This window comes from Cytobacillus sp. Hz8 (genome assembly GCF_042263505.1).
Taxonomy (GTDB): Bacteria; Bacillota; Bacilli; order Bacillales; family Cytobacillaceae; genus Bacillus_BE.
Genome location: NZ_JBHKFI010000008.1, coordinates 28,414 through 46,611 on the forward strand (window position 1 = coordinate 28,414; position 18,198 = coordinate 46,611).

An 18,198-nucleotide genomic window follows, 5' to 3' on the forward strand; every position below is an offset into this window, starting at 1 on the left:
TATAGGTGCAGTTTAGTTGAACAAGAATTCCATTCTCCAGTGTTATTATATTACTAACAGATAATAGGGGATTACTAATGCTGAGAAGATTATCTTGGCTTGAATTTAGGATTGATTTAGAAAACGAAAACTTTAATAATTATATTGAGTTTATGGAAGAAAATATTATTAAGGAACAGTCACAACTAGAAAAATCTTATGAGGAATATATAAAAAATTACCCACCAGAGGATCACGAACAAATTTTTGAATATATGTATGAGAATAGGTTTTATAATATTAGTGAGACTTTCCCAAAGATATTGAGAACGTCAGCTTTAATATCACAGTATGCATATCTGGAAAAAACACTTAATACAATTTCCAAAGTATGTGAAAGGACTTATAATTTATCAATAAGTCCTGAAGATATTAGGCATAATGGCGTAAAAAAATATTTATTTTACTTACATAAAGTGGTTGGGTTAAATATAAACGATACCGAAATATTATGGCAAAAGATATATGCTTATAACCAAATAAGAAACCGTTTTGTTCATTCACCAGAAGAAAACTATACAGCTAAGGAAAAGGCAACATTTGAACAAAAAATAAAGGGACTTTTATTCGAGCAAAATTCGGTAAAAACGAATATTTTTAAGCTAAAAAATATAGAAAAAGAAATTAATACAGATTTTTTAGAATTACATACAAAAGCATTAAAAATTGTTACTGATGAAATAAAAAAGAAAGATGAAAAACTGGGGCAGCAATAAGCCCTTTTTCTATTGAGCTAATGGACAGTATTCTTTAACAAGGTTTTTTCATTAGTAGTAAAATGCGAAGTAGAGATTATTTGTAAAGGAGAGGATACTATATATGGGTAAAGAATTGTCTGAAATGACGCAAGAAGAATTGTGGGAATTATTCCCCATCATTTTGAAAGAACATAATCCAAATTATAAAAAGTGGTATGAGATTGAAAAACGGAAACTTTTAAGTTGTTTTGATGAAAAAAGTATTATACGTATTAGTCATATAGGAAGTACATCTGTTAAAGGACTGATAGCCAAGCCAATAGTCGATATTTTATTGGAAATAGATAATGGATGTAATATTGAACAATTAACAAATACTTTATTACATAATGGTTGGTTATTGATGTCATCCCAAAGTAATCCATGTATGAAAATGACATTCAATAAAGGATATACAAAAGAAGGATTTGCAGAAAAGGTGTATCATCTACATGTTCGCTACTACCAAAACTGGAATGAATTGTATTTTAGAGACTATCTTAGTGAACATAAAGAAGTTGCTAAAGAATATGCTAAACTCAAAATAGGACTTTTAGAAAAATACGAACATGACCGAGATAGATATACAGATGCTAAATCTAATTTTATTTTGAAATATACAGAGAAAGCAAAAGAGGAATATGCTAACAAATACAACCCCAAAAAATAAGTAAAATACAGGGTAAACTTATTGCACATTATTTTTATGTTGTAGCTTAATAATAAAGTTTGAGCAAAAACGTTCGACAAACCCATATTTTACTACAAAAGAAAAGAATCCATTTTGAAAAAAGATTGATCAAAATAGATTCATTCTTGTGAATTAGTGTACAAATTTATATAAAAAAAGTTTAATCAAAAGTTTCCATAAAACTTGATACAACAATGTTTCCTTTAAAATCACCCTTCTAAAACGGTTAAACTTTTTTCAAAACATCGCAACTTTTTTATAAATGGTACGACTTTATTCAAAACAATTAAACTTTGTTTAAGTACAACACCTGGGTGACCCATTACATTTCTAAGAACATGCATAGTATATGGAAGAAAGCTTGATTCAAGCTTTCCTGTCTCCTTCGTCCGGGACTTGCAATTGTACTCGTTCCAACAGCTGCCAAAATTGCTCGACCATGACCGAAGCCGGGTAAGGCATCGAACGGGTGATCCACCATTCCAGCAGGCCCACCCCCGCCGAGACGAGAAATTGTACCGTAATGTCTTTGTAGAGCGTTCGATTGAGACCAATCGAATCCAGATGTTCGCTCAGACTTTGTTGAAGCACCTCCTCCATTCGATTTCGAAAAATGGGGTTCCCCCGGCTTGTCAACATGATCGAATAGAAGGAAGCATGCCGCTGCAAATATTCAAAAGTGCGCAGCAGCGCAGCTTTCGAAGTCAACTGGCCTTTCTCCTCGGGCATGCAGTTGCGGATCAATTCGTTCAAATGAGCGTCTGTGCACTGATCGCGCAAATCGTACTTGTCCGCAAAATGCAAATACACCGTTCCGCGATTGACGTTCGCTTCCTCCGCGATTTTGTTGATCGTGATTTTTTCGAAATCCTGTTCCGACATCAGCTTCATGAACGCGTCCATGATTGCTTGCCGGGATTTTTGAATACGCCTGTCCATCTTGCTCATCCCCCATTTCGCCTCCATGTGAATAGACATTTCGACACCATTTGTTGATTTATCAACAACGGCGTTCATTTTAGCGATTGAAAACGTGCCGCTGCCCAAGTATATTCATCTTATAAAACATATGTTTAAAATTCAACATATGATCAAAATTATGGGAGGAATCATCATGAAAGCTATCGCTTTGACCCGCTTTGGCACCCCGGAAACGCTGGAGGAGTTGGAAATGCCCATTCCCGCGCTTACCGACACCCAGGTGCTCGTCGAGATGCACGCTTCTTCCATCAATCCCGCAGACAGTCTATTGCGCAGCGGAGCCATTCTTCAGAGCCCGATGGCCGAGAAATTTCAGGTGCCGCTGCCGCTCGTTCTTGGCTACGATGTGGCCGGCGTCGTTAAACAGGTTGGCGCCAAAGTGCGCCATTTCAAGCCAGGAGATCGAGTCATGGGCATAGTTCCGATGGGGTCCTATATGGACTATGTGGCGGTGGAGGAAGATCATCTTGCCGTCATTCCGGAAAGTCTTTCCTTCGAAGAAGCAGGCGCCGCGCCCGCAGTGGCTCTCACGGCTTGGCAAGCGTTGTTCGAGCATGGCCGCCTTCAACAGGGACAACGCATTCTCATTCAAGCCGGCGCCGGGGGTGTGGGACATGCGGCAGTCCAATTGGCCAAGCAGCATGGCGCGTATGTAATTGCAACCGCGAGGGATGATAATCACGATTTAGTTAAAGGACTCGGTGCGGACGAAGTGATCGACTACACGAAAGTCGATTTCGCCGCTCAAATAGCCAAGCCCGTAGATATCGTGCTGGATACCGCCATGAACCCGTCCACATTCGGAACAGGGGCATTGGGCGAAATCGGCGAGAAAAACTACTCGGTCATCAAGGATGCCGGGACCTACGTTTCCGTGGTGGCCTTCGCGGGTCAATTTCCGCAGGTTCGCGACATTGAAGCGCACTTCTTCGAGGCAAAACCGAATCGGGCCGATTTCGAAGCCATTGTTCGCCACATGCGAGAGAACAAGTTGAATATCCATGTCGAAGAGGTCTATTCCTTTAGCGCTCAAGGTCTGTTCCAAGCGTACCGCAAAAGCGAAGGGCAGCCGAAACGGGGAAAAATCGTCATTACAAAAAGCAGGATGTAATGCATATGACTTTAGATTGAAGATAGTCTTGGAAATGCATTACCATTAACTACAGAAAAAGTAACTTTGACTAAAGATGTTACTAAACCAGTAGCTACTGGCTACAAGGTAGTAAAAAATAATCAAGGTAATGTAACTGATATCGTTGTTGAATTTAGTGAAGGCTTAGCTCAAGCTGCTGCTGGAGCAGTTACTAACCCTACTATTGTAGATTCTAATGGGGTTCTTGTTTCATCATTCTTAGGTGGTTTAACTTCAGATGCAGTTACTGCTGGAGATAAAGAAGTTACTTATAGCGTAACTACTCCAGGTAAACCATCTGGTAAGTTAGCATTCTCTTTTGGAGCAGAATTGGTGTCTGACCGTGCTGAAACCGCTAATAAATCAGATGCATTCAGTTATACAATCGATTTTGGAGCTAACTCTGGATCAGTATCATTAACTTCAAACAGTGTATTAGACAATTCTACAGCTGACCAAGCTGCTGATTCTACTAATGCGCCAACAGTGGAATGGGGTGTAGGAGATACAAGACCAACTGCATATGGAATGATATAGATATTGAACTATAAAGAATTGTGGAAGTCTTTAGTATCTATTAAACTAAAGAATCTTTTAATACGGGTTAGAATAGGCGATCCAATAGATTACAACATTACAACCCTTTATCCAAGAAGGGACACAGGGACAGCTCTTCGTCCCAACACGTAAGTGCTGATGCTCATTCGAGAGAAAGCTCAGAATGGGCTTTTCTTTTTAGTGGATAAAATGTAAGGGACATGGAGAGATTCCATGTCCCTCTCTAAAGTACCCAATAATACATTATTGGCATAAATCAACTCAGCCCTGCCCAAAACGGTAGCGGAGGAAAGCTAACTTTTTAAATCAGATTAATTTTCATCATACTAGATACGAGTTAATCTGATGTATATTAATTATAATTTTATTAATTTCAAAACACAATGTCTCACAAGTAACATTCAATTTAACATTAAAACTTATGATAACGGCCAATGAAATGTACCATCCTTGACATATTTTTTACCACTGAATGACAAAAAGTGTACCAATGAATGACAGACTGTCTTACCACTTCATACATTTGAAATAATTAAAAATGTTTTAGGTGTTATACAAGGTTAATTGATTTCCATAAGAGCAGTCTTCCACAATCGGGCCACTTTAATGGAGTAAGCCTCTCCAGAAAAATGGATATTTGTATCAACATCAGCATGGAGTTTGTGAAAGTTTTCGCTTGACTAATGGGGCAAGTTAGGGAACAAGAAGAGGAAAAAAATTAGAGGTAAAATACTTTCTTTTCGAGAAATCTTAAAATGGCTCCTTTTTACATATTACATAAAGACCGTTTAAAATGGCGGTCTATTTTTATAGGTGTTAATAAATACTTGTAACCTTTTTTGGGGCTCAAACGATTAATATATGTAAACCAAAACGAGGGGGGAACGCTTTGTTTGATAATAAAAATTTAGAGGCACAGATTGATATTATCTATCAACGCTATTATTTAGAAGTGTATCGGTTTCTTATGTGTTTTTCTGGTAATCAAAACGATGCTGAGGATTTAACCCAAGAAGTGTTTATTCGAGTCCTAAATAACCTGTCTAACATTAACAGTATTGTTAACTTAAAAACTTGGATATTTTCAATCGCGAAGCATGTTGCAATTGACCATTATCGGAAAAGAAGATTTTCTTCCCTCTTCACGGATGGATTTTTTAAATATATGGTATCAACTGAAAAAGAACCAAATGAAGTATATGAACAAAACGAAATGAAAAGGCTTGTTCACAGAGCAATTTCAAAGTTAAAACCAAACTATAGGGCGGTAGTAATATTAAGAGGTATAAACGAATTCTCAATTAAGGAGACATCCGAAATCCTTCAATATAGCGAGTCTAAGGTCAAGGTAGATTATCACAGAGCCTTAAAAGAACTTAAAAAGAAATTGAAATTGGATGCAGAGGAGGTTATTGGAAATGCAAACTGATAAAGACTTATTTGATTTAATTAAAGAAGCATATCCACTCAACCCTAGAGAGGAGTTTGTCTCAGCCACAGCAACTAATCTTAAACAAACTGCCAGGAAAATAAATAGAAAAAAAAGGATTAAACAATTCTCTTTCACTTCAACCAGTATTGTAATATGTGTCGTAGCTATTTCATGGTTTTTCTTTTTAGGCGGAAAAGATGTTATTTCCAACAATCATAATACCCTTCAGGAAAGAAATTCATCAACAACAACTGTAAACAATCAAGACCCTTTAGTTTTTATTTATCAATCACACAATTTAGAATCTTTTTTCACGGAATCTAAAACAAATGACCCTATTGAAGCGTTTCACGATACGAAAAATATTACATTAGTTGGCGAGAGATTAAGCCAATCATTAAGAAATAGAGGTATAAATTCCATCCATGATAATACCAACATAATGGGAATTCTAAAAGAAAAGAACTTACCATTCATGGATTCATATAAAGTTTCTAGAGAGCCACTGGAAGAAGCCTTAACAAATAACAAGACGATTCAAATGGTTTTTGATATACACAGGGATTCACGAAAGAGAAGTGAGACCACGATTAATTTGGATGGAAAAGATTATCCAAGGATTGCATTTATAGTATCCAAAACAAGTGTCAATTACGAAGTAAATTTAAAGTTTGCTGAGCTGCTTCATAAATATATTGAAGAAAGATATCCTCACTTATCAAGAGGAGTTTTTGTTAAAGACAATCCACCAAATCAAAATACTTATAATCAAGACCTATTTGGTAACTCTGTTTTATTAGAAATTGGTGGACATGAAAACACATTGGATGAGGAATATAGAACTGTAGATGTTCTTTCAGAAATTATTAAAGAAATCCTTTCAGATTGGACTAAACAAAAAAAACAATAGTGTTTTCATAAGTGGCTGCTACGGCAGCTTCTTTTTTTAAGAGAACTAATTGTGAAGAATTACACTTAAATGTAACGGGGGCTTTACTTCAAGAACGATCTTCAACAATCGGGCGCTATCCTTGGTGCGAAATGTTCCTGGCTCAAATGAAATGTGGTCACGCAATTTCGGTAAAGGTCAGGCAGTTTTAGATTCCTAAAACTGAAGGGTTATATCGAGGAATCGAATGAGGAGGTAACGCTCTGAAAGGCCCCCCTGCGTCGATTAGCACGCTGTTTAGTAGGGGAAATCGTGTTATAAGCTCGACTAATAGGCATGAGAATTTACCGTAACAGTCCGGTTGACGAAAGCCTACCCGATGGGGTGGTGTAGATCATGGTGCTTGGGTTGAACAAATATGGTGAGAATGCAATGAAATATAATAACATAATGTTTTGCTGACGAACTTCTGATTGTACGGGTCTTTAAGCGCGTTATATAGAAATGTATTTACTACTAAATGTAGGGTTAGCTGTGGATGAGTAAGAATCAAGAATATAAAAATCCATCTTGTGTTACAGGCACATGTAATGCTAACAGGCTCATAGGAAGCACCTAAGTTTGTTCCATAATAGATGGAACTCAACGTTGTAAGCTGATAACGTGGAGAGCTTACTCTCGGTGAAGCGTTGAAAAGGAAAATAATCGTGAGAATAGCGACTATATAACTTTTCCTCATATCAGTGAAAGTGGTGGCAGTACCGTTGAAGCGTGTAATGAACGTGGAGGGATAGCCACTAGACTAATAAAGAATTATTTAATCATGCAAGGCAAATTTTTATCGGTTAATAAGGTTCTTGTAAGACTAATAGAGGTTTACCTCCCACGGGAGGCACCAACACAAGAATTAAATGATTTTTGGGTTAAGACCATATTCCATAAAAGGGTGCTTTTCAGGTGCAAGGGATTGTGTCCTTTTTAGTTATCATCTTTAACAAGAGTACTGCACATTTGAAAATATATTGCGAAATAAGAGAGGAAGGGATGAAGAAAAACTAAATGAAGGTAGCTAATAATAATTAGAGGGATGCCATCTAGCACCCCTAGGTTGAAATAGTATATTTTTACGACCCAAATTAATTACTTTTAATGACCACTTTTAGGTGAGAAATAAGACCATCTTTATTCAATTTGGCATAATCATTTCCCTCCAGGCTAAACACATGACCATCTTTTCCTAACGCCGCAACTGCCCACATTGTTTGGTAGCCATCTTCTTGTTTTGTTGTGATCCAAACATGTCTTAATTTTACATTTTTTTCGAAAAATTCATGGAAGAAATTTGTTATTTCTTCACGTCCAGTAAATGAAGAACCACTTGCAGGTTCAATAGTTCCATTTGGATCAAACAAAGCAATCAGGCTATTAAAGTCATCACTATTGCTACCAGCGGTGTCAGATAACCTAAAATAAGTATCAAGTGAATTCATGTCACATCATCCTTTCAATTGTTTATAAATTATCGAACAATTGAAGTATAGGAGTTAATTGTGTAGAATGCAAATATCAAGTAATAGAGGAGATAATTCAATGCGTGAGTTTTTTCATCCTGATCTAGATGGCATTAAAGTTGAACAAGTTTTATATGCTCTTAGTGATCCCATTCGCTTAACAGTCGTTAAGCGCCTTTATAAGTCAGGAGAGCAAAGCTGTGCTGTATTTGAGGACTTGGGAAAAAAGAGTAATTTATCCCATCATTACCGTACATTAAGGGAGTGCGGTCTTATACATATAAAACGTGATGGGCGTCATAGTTACATGACACTGCGGCAAAAAGAAATGAATCAACGATTTCCGGGACTCTTGGAGAGCGTAGTAAAAGCAAAGTAAGAAACGCAATTTAGGTAAAATGTTGCGCAGTACGATGATAATATGTAGTAGCGTATTCCAGAATCGGGCGCGTTTCTAAAATAAGAAAAGCGTCTTTCTTCATGAAAAGGACCATTTAATAGAATAAGGCGAAAGGTGAATCATCTCCTTTTAATGAAACAGAGGGCAGATTTTTTTCTGCCCTCTGTACCTTTAGTTGCTGAAGTAATGTCCTTTTTCGAGGTCTGGAATGAGCTTAGGATGCACTGGCTGCCATCCAAAGCGTTCCTGAGTCAGTGCACTCGACGTTGTGTTGTCGATCGATGCAAAGGCACCGAAAAAGCCGAAGTGGGCGGCTGCCTCTTCTTTGGAAAGATTAACCACCGGTAGGTCCAGGTGGCGACCGATAACTTGGGCGATGTCACGGACTGGTACACCCTCTTCGCCAACCCCATGTAGTATAGATCCCGCTGGGGCGTCTTCCAACGCCAACCGGAACAGACGCGCCGCATCGAGGTAGTGCACAGCTGGCCAGCGGTTGGATCCGTCACCGATGTACGCCGAGAAGCCTTTGTCACGAGCAATGTCGATCAGACTTGAGACGAAACCAGCCCTTGTCTCGCCGTGCACAGAAGGTGGAAGACGGAGGAACGCTGACCGTACCCCGCGCTCAGCCAGCGAGATAACCACGTTCTCCGCTTCACCCCGAGGCACTGAGTTGTCGACCACATCCTTTTCCGTCCCGATTTGCCCTGGCGGGAGTACGTATGTGAGCATCAATGTTCCCGAGGTGATCACGAACGGTTTGCCCGTACCCTCAAGCACTTCCCCCATTGTCTTGACGGCACGTAGATCGTCTGCGACCGCCTTGTCGAATTCTGAGAAGTCGTGCTTAAACGCTAGATGAATGACGCCGTCCGCAGCAGAGGCACCGCTGCGAAGGCTGTCAAGATCGTCGAGGGAACCGCGGTGCACCTTGGCCCCTGCAACCTTTAATGTATCGGCAGATTTGTCTGAACGAGCAAGGCCGACGACCTGATGCCCTGCCTCGATGAGTTCACGGACAACCGCAGTTCCGATGAAGCCTGTCGCTCCTGTAACAAAAACACGCATATTCTTACCTCCTTTGGATATTTCCAATCAGAATGTTCAGTTACAAAAAAATTATACAACACCAAATTAACAAAGTAAACTATTTTAATTAAAATAGTTAATTTAATAATCCACGTAAAATGCGTTTGTGATAACAAAGCGATTTCGGTATAATATAAGTGTCAAAGGAGGTTTCATTTCGTGAGAAAAACCGTGAGCGTCGATCAATATATTGAAAAAATAAAACCCGTTATAAGAAGAAACAAATTCAGCCAACTAAAAATAGACGATATCGCAAAATATATGGATATCAGCAAAGTGACACTTTATAAGCATTTTTCATCCAAAGATGAAATCATTCAACGGGTTGTAATGTATTATATTAATTACTTGCAAGGGGCTGATACCGTTGTAAAAGATGATTCCGTCTCTTATGTTGAACGCTTTCAAATGACGTTTTTGCAATCGTTGATATGTGTAACTTTTATATCTGATTTGTTCTTAAGTGATCTCAAAGAATTTTACCCGCACCATTTTGAGGATCTTGCAGCTGCACAACAAAGTCGAATTAAAAAATTACAAACCTTTTTTGAATCCGGGATGAAGCAGAAGATATTCAACAAATTGAATGCGGTGTTGTTTATGGTTCAAGATGACGCTGTGTTGCGGCGTTTCATGGAACCCTCATTTTCAATTCAGTATGATGTTACCTTGAAACAAGCGATTATAGATTTTTATAAAATGAAGCAATATCAATTGCTTAAGCCTGAACATTTAGATACCGTAGATGATTCCGTTATTGAAAAAGAGGTTTCTAAAGTTTTACAAACCATTTCATAATCATGTTTGCGCTCTCAGATTGTCTTCAGCAATAGGGCGCAATTCTGCAATAAGAATTGTGCTCTTTCTTCATGTAAAGAGCCAGATTGTGGAGGAAGAGTTCAAGAAATTTATTGGTAATTCATATAAAGGTTGTTTAGGATTAATTGGAGTGAACCGTAACGTATCTTAAATAATGATATTAAACAATCGGGCGCGTTTCTAAAATAAGAAAAGCGTCTTTCTTCATGAAAAGGGCCATTTAATGGAGTACAGAGCAGGAATATTTTGTGGGGAAGTCCAAGTTGTTTTATCGAATAGCAACTACGGTATTGAATTTTTGAAACTATTTGAACATGATGGCATTCACGAAATTAGGTTCGCGAATAATCCAATAGCAGAGGGTTTACGAAGTGTTGTTCGTTAACAAGATGTTATATGACATACCCGAAAATCCAATTTCACATTTTCCTATACTGTGACTTTTCTTTGTTATCATGAACTGTGACAAGGTGTTTTTTGTTTGGAAGGAATTTGTAATTTTTGAATAGAATAATTATGAAGATGATCAGGTAATAAATTTTTACACATAAGGAGATAAAACTATGGCAAAAAACAAATTACTAAGAATGGACAATGTCGGCATCGTTGTAGAATCCCTTGATGACGCAATCTCTTTCTTCGAGGAGATTGGCTTGAACCTCGAAGGGCGAGCCACTGTCGAAGGTGAATGGGCTGGTCGCGTAACCGGACTGGGTTCTCAGTGCGTAGAGATTGCTACGATGGTTACCCCAGATGGCCACAGCCGACTTGAACTTTCGCGATTTCTCACCCCACCTACTATATCAGATCACCGGACTGCTCCTGTAAACGCCCTCGGTTATCTACGTGTCATGTTCACCGTTGAAGACATTGACGAAATGGTATCCAGACTTACTAAGTATGGTGCTCAGCTCGTTGGCGAAGTGGTTCAGTACGAGGACTCGTATCGGCTCTGCTACATTCGTGGAACCGAAGGACTTCTAATCGGTTTGGCGGAACAACTCGGTAACAAATAAGTAAGTGACGTTTTATAAAAAGCCTTTACTGAAATATACATTACTGAAGTAAAAATTGAAACAGAAAAGCAGTGTGAAAGTAACTCGAAGAAGTCGGGTACGTCATATAACACAGCATTCACGCTGTGGGACTTTCCGAGCCCCTTGGTCGCCAGGAGAAGAAGCAGGGAAGCAGATTCAAGCGACAACCCTTCGAGCCTAAGAACTTCGTTCTAAGGCTCGAAGGGTTTGTGAATGCGAAAACGTTATATGCCAATCCGTCTCGATTTGAAGAAAATTCTTATTCAATAAAAGGGCGCGTATCTACAATAAGCAGCAGATACTCTTTTCATTGATGTGATAGGGTTGTTATGCTAATCTAAGGATAAGGTAGTATTTGGAAAAAATGAATTGTTGAGGAAGAAGATAAAAATTGAAATGTTCTAAATGCAATAAAGAAAATAATAGCTACTTAACAAAATGTAAATATTGCGGCAATAGATTTTTATCTTTAGAAACCAATAGAAAAGAATTGAAGTATTGTGATTGTGGTTGCCCAGTTCCATTAACAAATGGAAAAGGATATTGCGTAAATTGTAAAGAAGAAGTATATAGTTTTGAACTTTTTAATTAGTATGTGAGGCTTTCATTATGTTCTTAAACACTTTGAAACAAGAGTTGAATGGTTTTTCTCTTTCTTCTCATTAAGCTAAAGGGCGTTAGTAGAAGAACAATTATTTGATTTTAAGGCTGAGTCCATATCATAGTTATTCCATTTAAGGGCGCAACTCAGGAGTAAGAAATTGCGCCTTTTTATTATTCGCTCTTATCCTTTTCGAGTAATTCAATAATCCTATCAAGTTTCTTTTCTAAGGTCGTAATTTTTTGGCTCTCTTGTCTTTTATTCTTAAAAAACCTTATTACGTAAACCATTAGAACAATAATAAAAAATACCCATATTAAGCTAAAAGCCTGAAAAAGTATATCGCCCCAATTGATGTTCAAAATTTATCCCCCCCCCATGAAGTTTATCAGAATTGGACTATATTTCCAATAACCGTATTCTGTGGATAATTAAGTATCTAATTCAAGAATAGGGCGCGTTTCTAAAATAAGAAAAGCGTCTTTCTTCATGAAAAGGGCCATTTAATTGAAGAACTTTCTTTAAGAAAACTGCCATATTTATGTAAAAATACAACAGGATGATGAAGGATTGAACTTAAACTAACTGACAGAATACTTTAAGAAGGAAATTGGTGTGTTTTTATGATAAATTTAAATAAATAAATTCAAAAGAAAGTACAATGAAGAGTTAAAAGCCAAAATTATTTGTTCATTGAAAAATATTGTTTTGTCATAAAAATATTTTGATTATAGACAATTCTAAAGAAAATATCATAATTATATATAAAACTTGCTGTTATTCGTCTGAATAATCTTTCTAAGAAAATGTTGTTGGGAGAGACGATATAATGAAAAAATTCAATTTGTACCAAATTGATTCGTTTACAAAGGAGAAACTTACTGGTAATCCAGCTGGAGTAATCACAAATGCTGATGGGTTAACATCAAATGAAATGCAGAAAATAGCCAGAGAACTAAACAACTCTGAAACAGCCTTTATTTTATCTTCAGATAATAGCATGTATGATGTTCATGTACGATTTTTCACTCCAACAAATGAAGTTCCCATATGTGGACACGCTACTATAGCAGCACATTATGCTCGTGCGATTGAGAACAAACTAGAATCTTGCAGGGTTTATCAAAAAACTGGAGCTGGAATTTTACCTGTTGATATCATTAAGGAACAGAGTGATTACCGAATTATTATGACACAGGGGAAAATTGAATTTGGCGATATAATTGATGGAATACATAAAGATAGTCTTGTATCTTACTTAAATATAAGCGATAACGACCTATTGGAAAATTATCCAATACAGATCGTTTCAACTGGTCATTCTAAGGTAATGCTCGGTATTAAAAGTATTGAATGCTTGAACACATTACAACCCAATTTCAATGGTTTAGCAAATCTAAGCAGTATTATCGGCTGTAACGGGTATTATGTTTTCACTGTTGATTTTGAGGATAGTAATACTTTAGTACACGGACGAATGCTCGCTCCTGCTATAGGCATAAATGAAGATCCTGTAACTGGAAATGCTAATGGACCTTTAGGAGCTTATTTGGTTCATCATCAGCTGGTAAATCACAATAATTCATTGTTTAAATTTACAGCTAAACAAGGAGAAGCTATTAAACGTCCAGGGACTATTGAAGTTGAAGTTAAGATCGAAAATAATGAGCCTGAAGAAGTTAAAGTTTCAGGAAACGCTGTAATAGCATTTAAGTCTGAATTATTATTAAATTGATTATTTGAGGTGGAAGACTAAAAACGGATTAACTAATCCATATCTTTTGCGTAATTAGTATTTGAAGAGTAAAAGACATTTGCGATAATTATAAACAAGAAAGCAGAGATTTCGAAAAGTGAAATCTCACTGCTATTAATTTTTTAAGTGTGATATGTGTTGCATTCTACTTTGAAAAACCATCTATGGTAAATCCGTGAAATATAATTGGTAATCCAAAGAGTGATAAAACTCCAATACCATTTCCATTTATTATAGCGAATAAGACTTGTGTATTTAACAGCAAGTATTTCAAAAATAGTTATGAATGATGGGTAAAGAAGGTTATAAAGAAACTTTATTGTTTTATTACTCTTTTCGGGATAATAAACATTGAACAATGCACAAAGTGCTGGGTAGATATAGTATTCAAACGAAAAACTTGATTTATTTGCCTTTTTAAAAAAGAGACGAGTTGGATAAGAAATAAGATTTTTTTCAACAACAAACAGCCCAAAAAGCCAAGTCACAACCTGTTTAAATAGAAATGCTACCTGAGCTTCTCTTATTTTATGTTTAGGTATGAATGCAATTAACGATAAGGTCGTTAATATTAAACACAAAATCAAGATGACTTTATCCCTCCTTTTCCTCATACCTTACCCTCCTTTTAAAGTGTATTATTCCCTACAATTACATTTTTAGTCCTCCAAGGGTGGTTATAAGTATTAGTTCATACATAAAAAAGTCCATGAAAAAAGCACTCTATCAAGAGCGCTTCTTCCTCATTTCTTCAATCATCTGTTCTTCTTCAATGAACTCCTTCATTTTTACTGCAATCCAAGTTGAAACTTTAATACCTTTCTTGCCGGCGTACTTACAAAATTCTTCATAAACAGCCGGATCTAAGGTGATGTTATGTCGCTTTGATGCCAACATTACCACCTCCATTTATGTATGGTAATATTGTCCATCAACGATAAATATTTATCAATACACATTAATAAGTATTAATGTGTATCATGATATGAATTAAAAAAGAACGCAATTAGCGCTCTTTTCAACGAATATAGTTCAATAACGATATATTAGCTAGATGGAAAAAACATGAACCTGTTTTCTATGATAAATAGAACCTCTTATATTTAAAAATTTTGTTCTTTCTCCATAACTATTAGAATTTACTTTTATGAAAGAATAAAATGCAATATACTCATTTCCTTCTTCCATTTTGCTCATAATATCTTTGGCAATTGATTCATTAAATACAGTAATCGAAACAGAAGGTATTCTAATAAATCCATCTGGATCAGCTTCCTCGATCCATGGTTTCTTTAGTTCGATTGAGTAATATGGATAACTGGCAGATGGTTTTTTAATTTCACCTATTTTCCCTTCAATACAAATTGGATGATTTATTTTATTCCTGTTTAAGTAATTAAAACATTTAATATACTCTTCGGTTGAATAATAAAACTTGTTCCAGTTAATACTTTGATCACCAAATTCTAACTTAACAAGACCACTTAACTCCTTATTTTCTTCAATTTCGGATCGTAATTTCATTATTTTATTCATCGTTGATAAATAAGAATCAAGTTTACCCTGATTTTCATATGTTTTGTTTTTTTGTCCACTATTAATAGCTTCATCAAGTATAGTATTATTATCCAATTGGCGATTTTGTTTAATTTTATTCAAAGACGACGCAAGCAAATTCAATCTAAAATTATATTCTTTGTTATTTATACTCGTTAATATTCCATCAGAATTACGAGCAATAATTTTCACTTGACCTTCTGTATTAAATTTACAATTTTCATCATGTTGCTTGTTACTTGCCAATTTAAAATAATCTCTAACGATGACTACCTTATCACTATACTTACGTTTATATGGACCAACATATGAAAGCTCAACCCTGCAACATTTGGAAATACATTGTAAATCCTTTTTAATACCACGTTCTCTCGCTTCATCAACTGTTATTTTTTCATTTTCCACTTTATAAAATGCTTCAGGCATCTTTAATCCCATTTTTCCACCCCTAATAGTAAATTATCTTTACTATATTAATCGGCAAATAAAATATTATTTTCAATTAAAAACATTGTTTGTTTATTGTGTAATCAAATCCTCCATTCGCCTACTAATTTCGACAAAAGGAGGGAATTTCCTGCAAATTAATTACTGAGTAATCAAATCCTGTCTTTCCTTTTCCATTAAATAAACGTCAATACCCGATTTAAGGTCTGGGCGCTTGGATATGACATATTCGTAAGTGTAGGCTTCGTCAATGATTCTTTGCCCCATATAATCTGCCATTATAAAGTACCTCCTAGAATTAAATCATCTAGGGCTTGTTGCATTAACGCTTGTTTTTCTGTTAATTCTTGCACTTGCTGTTTTAAAGCCACGTTTTCTTCTCTTAATTGATTAGGATCTACTATTTCTTGTGGCTCAACACTATTTTCATTTAGGATAAAGCCATTTAATTTATCATATTTATATTTATAATCTTGATAGTCTAAAGGTATTTCGTTCATTTCTATAATTTCACTATAAGCAGATTTTGCAAATCTCTTATTTGGGGAAATTGCTACAGTATTTTCATCAATTATTAGTAAATTATCAGAATACCCAATTACAATACCTTCATTTGTTACAAGAATACTTTTAGCCATTATATAATCATCCTCCTAATAAAAACTCTGTATTTGCGGTAGGTCCTAAAACACAGTTTACATTTTGTCCTGGATTTACAGTATTTGTGGCGACACCATGAATCACAGACATATATTTTGATACTTTAATAGGATTTAATGCCATAGAAATATCAATAATTCTTGAGTATTTATATCGCCATGTACCAACTCCATCAGTGTGTGAATAAGATGTGAAGAAAATTTTAGCAACTAAATTCAAAAGGGACACGTGGACAGGTTTCTTGTCCCTCCTCAATATCCAATAATTTATTATTGGTAAATAACTTAATAGTTTTAAAATAAGTTATGAGGAAGAACCTCAAACTGCCCGTAAGGGTTGTTTGGGGTTCTTTTTTAATAGGCTCTGTTAAATTTTAATGTTGATAATCTAAACAAAAAAAGGAAACTCAATTCTCTTGGGTTTCCCTATTCTCCACAACCTGTCTATAAATTTATGTAATAAGGTTATCTTGTTAGTTTAGTCTATTTTACACGTTGAAACATTTGATGGCTTTCTTTAAATTGAACTAAATCCCATAAGTTCCCGTATAAATCTTTGAATACTGCAACAATACCATAAGATTGTTCCTTTGGTTTTCTAACAAATTCAATTCCTTTGGCTACCATTTCATTATAATCTCTCCAAAAGTCATCTGTCCCGAGGAAGAGAAAGACTCTTCCACCAGTTTGATTTCCAATGAAAGATATTTGCTCTGGATTTAAAGCCCTTGCAAGCAATATAGTAGTTCCAGACGAGCTTGGTGGTGATATTACTACCCAACGTTTATTTTGTTCGGGTTGGTATGTATCTTCAATTAACGAAAAATGTAGTTTCTTCGTGTAAAACTCAATTGCTTCATCATAATCTTTAACTACCAGAGCGATATGAACAACAGATTGTATCATTTTACTAACCATCCTTTCTTGTTATAAATAAAGCCAAACTTCAATATATGATAGGTAAATTATACCGTTAAATACAACTTTTTATTATGTAAACTGATATTCAACAAACTGGAATTTGGCGAACACGGATTATGCTTATACTATTCGCCTGTTCTTTTTGTTGTATATCACAACGGTTACAATTGAAACAAGAACAATCACAGCATTTGCGGCAATGGTTCCCGCCCAAGTCATAGTCATGGTGCCAAAGATGGGGGATGCCGCATTGAACATGGTGTGGAATAATACGCACATAAACACACGGCCTTTTCCTGATATTTTGTAGATTGCCCCGTTGAAAAACCGAAACGCAATGAGTTGAACTGCAAACATCCAAAAGTTAATGAGTCCCTCTCCGTGATTCGTCCCCGGAATGAAGAAGAGAGGGATATGCCATAAAATCCAAATGATTCCAGTAAAAACAGAAGACAAAACAAAACCGTATTTTTTGTCAAGCTCAGGCTGCAGTATGTACATCCAGCCAGCTTCCTCCAAGCCACCGATAATAAGATTACCAAGCAGGGAAAGAAAGAACGTATAAAATGGAAGCACCATTTCCGTGCGGCCTGAAACTGCAATATGTATCAAAAAATACAGTGCAAGTCCTGCAACAACGAACAAATAGAGAGATATGCTATTTTTGGCATAAAAAACAGTTCTCAACCATTCCTTGAAACCGGCTATTTTGTTATTTTTCTTCAGAACGATATATGAAGCAATAGCGGGCGACAAAATATAGATTGCAAAAGGGATATTCATCCCGAATTGCTGTAACGAGTGAACCCAATTGTGAACCGAATATCCGAATTGCCCAAGAACAATCAAAGTACCTGACACAAGATAGGCTATGCAAAATGTCAGCATCGTAAATTGTACTGTGATTTTTTTGTCTGTCACGATTTCTTCACCTCACGT

The 18,198-nt window shown here is 36.2% G+C and carries 23 protein-coding genes; 11 read left to right on the top strand and 12 right to left on the bottom strand.

Annotation, left to right across the window (positions count from 1 at the left end; genetic code table 11):
- Positions 1–77 precede the first annotated feature (77 nt).
- Positions 78–755: a hypothetical protein gene (locus ACE38V_RS11410; protein ID WP_375841374.1), complete on the top strand. Its 678-nt coding sequence runs from the start codon at positions 78–80 to the stop codon at positions 753–755.
- Between the two features lie 103 nt (positions 756–858).
- Complete coding sequence (locus tag ACE38V_RS11415; protein WP_375841375.1) at positions 859–1,446, top strand: GrpB family protein; 588 nt, start codon at positions 859–861, stop codon at positions 1,444–1,446.
- Between the two features lie 387 nt (positions 1,447–1,833).
- Here the strand turns inward: ACE38V_RS11415 and ACE38V_RS11420 are convergent, their stop codons facing one another.
- Positions 1,834–2,406 carry a TetR/AcrR family transcriptional regulator gene (locus tag ACE38V_RS11420; protein WP_375841527.1) on the bottom strand — a complete coding sequence of 191 codons (573 nt, stop codon included), beginning with the start codon at positions 2,404–2,406 and terminating at the stop codon, positions 1,834–1,836.
- A gap of 175 nt (positions 2,407–2,581) precedes the next feature.
- Here ACE38V_RS11420 and ACE38V_RS11425 point away from each other — a divergent pair, with 175 nt between their 5' ends.
- From ACE38V_RS11425 to ACE38V_RS11440, 4 genes are all read left to right on the top strand, one after another.
- Positions 2,582–3,559, top strand: coding sequence for an NADP-dependent oxidoreductase (locus ACE38V_RS11425; protein WP_375841376.1), 978 nt, complete (start codon positions 2,582–2,584; stop codon positions 3,557–3,559).
- 66 nt (positions 3,560–3,625) lie between these two features.
- Entirely contained in the window at positions 3,626–4,117 is a 492-nt protein-coding gene (locus ACE38V_RS11430) for a hypothetical protein (protein ID WP_375841377.1), read from the top strand.
- Positions 4,118–5,027: 910 nt separating this feature from the next.
- Entirely contained in the window at positions 5,028–5,567 is a 540-nt protein-coding gene (locus ACE38V_RS11435) for an RNA polymerase sigma factor (protein ID WP_375841378.1), read from the top strand.
- Positions 5,557–6,480 (top strand): stage II sporulation protein P, encoded by a 924-nt coding sequence (locus ACE38V_RS11440; RefSeq protein WP_375841379.1) that lies wholly within the window; start codon positions 5,557–5,559, stop codon positions 6,478–6,480. Before ACE38V_RS11435 ends, ACE38V_RS11440 begins: the two co-directional genes overlap by 11 nt.
- 1,115 nt (positions 6,481–7,595) lie before the next feature.
- Here ACE38V_RS11440 and ACE38V_RS11445 read toward each other — a convergent pair.
- Complete coding sequence (locus tag ACE38V_RS11445) at positions 7,596–7,949, bottom strand: nuclear transport factor 2 family protein (protein ID WP_375841380.1); 354 nt, start codon at positions 7,947–7,949, stop codon at positions 7,596–7,598.
- A gap of 100 nt (positions 7,950–8,049) precedes the next feature.
- On the opposite strand from ACE38V_RS11445, the gene ACE38V_RS11450 reads away from it, so the two are divergent.
- Positions 8,050–8,349, top strand: a complete 300-nt coding sequence (locus tag ACE38V_RS11450; RefSeq protein ID WP_375841381.1) for an ArsR/SmtB family transcription factor — start codon at positions 8,050–8,052, stop codon at positions 8,347–8,349.
- A gap of 192 nt (positions 8,350–8,541) precedes the next feature.
- On the opposite strand, the gene ACE38V_RS11455 is transcribed toward ACE38V_RS11450, so the two are convergent.
- Complete coding sequence (locus ACE38V_RS11455; protein ID WP_375841382.1) at positions 8,542–9,441, bottom strand: SDR family oxidoreductase; 900 nt, start codon at positions 9,439–9,441, stop codon at positions 8,542–8,544.
- 180 nt (positions 9,442–9,621) lie between these two features.
- Between ACE38V_RS11455 and ACE38V_RS11460 the strand changes: the two genes are divergently transcribed.
- The 3 genes from ACE38V_RS11460 to ACE38V_RS11470 all read left to right on the top strand — a co-directional run bounded on the left by ACE38V_RS11460 (position 9,622) and on the right by ACE38V_RS11470 (position 11,297).
- Positions 9,622–10,260 (top strand): TetR/AcrR family transcriptional regulator, encoded by a 639-nt coding sequence (locus ACE38V_RS11460; RefSeq protein WP_375841383.1) that lies wholly within the window; start codon positions 9,622–9,624, stop codon positions 10,258–10,260.
- Positions 10,261–10,504: 244 nt separating this feature from the next.
- The gene (locus tag ACE38V_RS11465) at positions 10,505–10,666 is read left to right on the top strand and encodes a hypothetical protein (protein WP_375841384.1); all 162 of its coding nucleotides are present in this window, start codon (positions 10,505–10,507) and stop codon (positions 10,664–10,666) included.
- Positions 10,667–10,844: 178 nt separating this feature from the next.
- Positions 10,845–11,297: a VOC family protein gene (locus tag ACE38V_RS11470; protein ID WP_375841385.1), complete on the top strand. Its 453-nt coding sequence runs from the start codon at positions 10,845–10,847 to the stop codon at positions 11,295–11,297.
- 795 nt (positions 11,298–12,092) lie between these two features.
- Here the strand turns inward: ACE38V_RS11470 and ACE38V_RS11475 are convergent.
- Positions 12,093–12,281, bottom strand: a complete 189-nt coding sequence (locus tag ACE38V_RS11475) for a DUF4083 family protein (RefSeq protein WP_375841386.1) — start codon at positions 12,279–12,281, stop codon at positions 12,093–12,095.
- Between the two features lie 464 nt (positions 12,282–12,745).
- Here ACE38V_RS11475 and ACE38V_RS11480 point away from each other — a divergent pair, with 464 nt between their 5' ends.
- A complete protein-coding gene (locus ACE38V_RS11480; protein ID WP_375841528.1) occupies positions 12,746–13,654 on the top strand; it encodes a PhzF family isomerase in 909 nt (302 codons plus the stop codon).
- 143 nt (positions 13,655–13,797) lie between these two features.
- On the opposite strand, the gene ACE38V_RS11485 is transcribed toward ACE38V_RS11480, so the two are convergent.
- The 8 genes from ACE38V_RS11485 to ACE38V_RS11520 form a co-directional block, all read right to left on the bottom strand.
- Positions 13,798–14,289, bottom strand: coding sequence for a CBO0543 family protein (locus ACE38V_RS11485; RefSeq protein WP_375841387.1), 492 nt, complete (start codon positions 14,287–14,289; stop codon positions 13,798–13,800).
- A 112-nt stretch (positions 14,290–14,401) separates the two neighbouring features.
- Entirely contained in the window at positions 14,402–14,569 is a 168-nt protein-coding gene (locus ACE38V_RS11490) for a hypothetical protein (protein WP_375841388.1), read from the bottom strand.
- A 156-nt stretch (positions 14,570–14,725) separates the two neighbouring features.
- Positions 14,726–15,670 (bottom strand): hypothetical protein, encoded by a 945-nt coding sequence (locus tag ACE38V_RS11495; protein WP_375841389.1) that lies wholly within the window; start codon positions 15,668–15,670, stop codon positions 14,726–14,728.
- A gap of 150 nt (positions 15,671–15,820) precedes the next feature.
- On the bottom strand, positions 15,821–15,958 hold the full coding sequence (locus ACE38V_RS11500) for a hypothetical protein (RefSeq protein WP_375841390.1): 138 nt from the start codon (positions 15,956–15,958) through the stop codon (positions 15,821–15,823).
- Positions 15,958–16,317 (bottom strand): hypothetical protein, encoded by a 360-nt coding sequence (locus ACE38V_RS11505; RefSeq protein ID WP_375841391.1) that lies wholly within the window; start codon positions 16,315–16,317, stop codon positions 15,958–15,960. The genes ACE38V_RS11500 and ACE38V_RS11505 overlap by 1 nt, the downstream gene beginning before the upstream one ends.
- A 7-nt stretch (positions 16,318–16,324) precedes the next feature.
- The gene (locus ACE38V_RS11510) at positions 16,325–16,558 is read right to left on the bottom strand and encodes a hypothetical protein (RefSeq protein ID WP_375841392.1); all 234 of its coding nucleotides are present in this window, start codon (positions 16,556–16,558) and stop codon (positions 16,325–16,327) included.
- A gap of 263 nt (positions 16,559–16,821) precedes the next feature.
- Entirely contained in the window at positions 16,822–17,244 is a 423-nt protein-coding gene (locus ACE38V_RS11515; RefSeq protein ID WP_375841393.1) for a VOC family protein, read from the bottom strand.
- Positions 17,245–17,379: 135 nt separating this feature from the next.
- Positions 17,380–18,180 carry a CPBP family intramembrane glutamic endopeptidase gene (locus tag ACE38V_RS11520; protein WP_375841394.1) on the bottom strand — a complete coding sequence of 267 codons (801 nt, stop codon included), beginning with the start codon at positions 18,178–18,180 and terminating at the stop codon, positions 17,380–17,382.
- Positions 18,181–18,198: the final 18 nt, after the last annotated feature.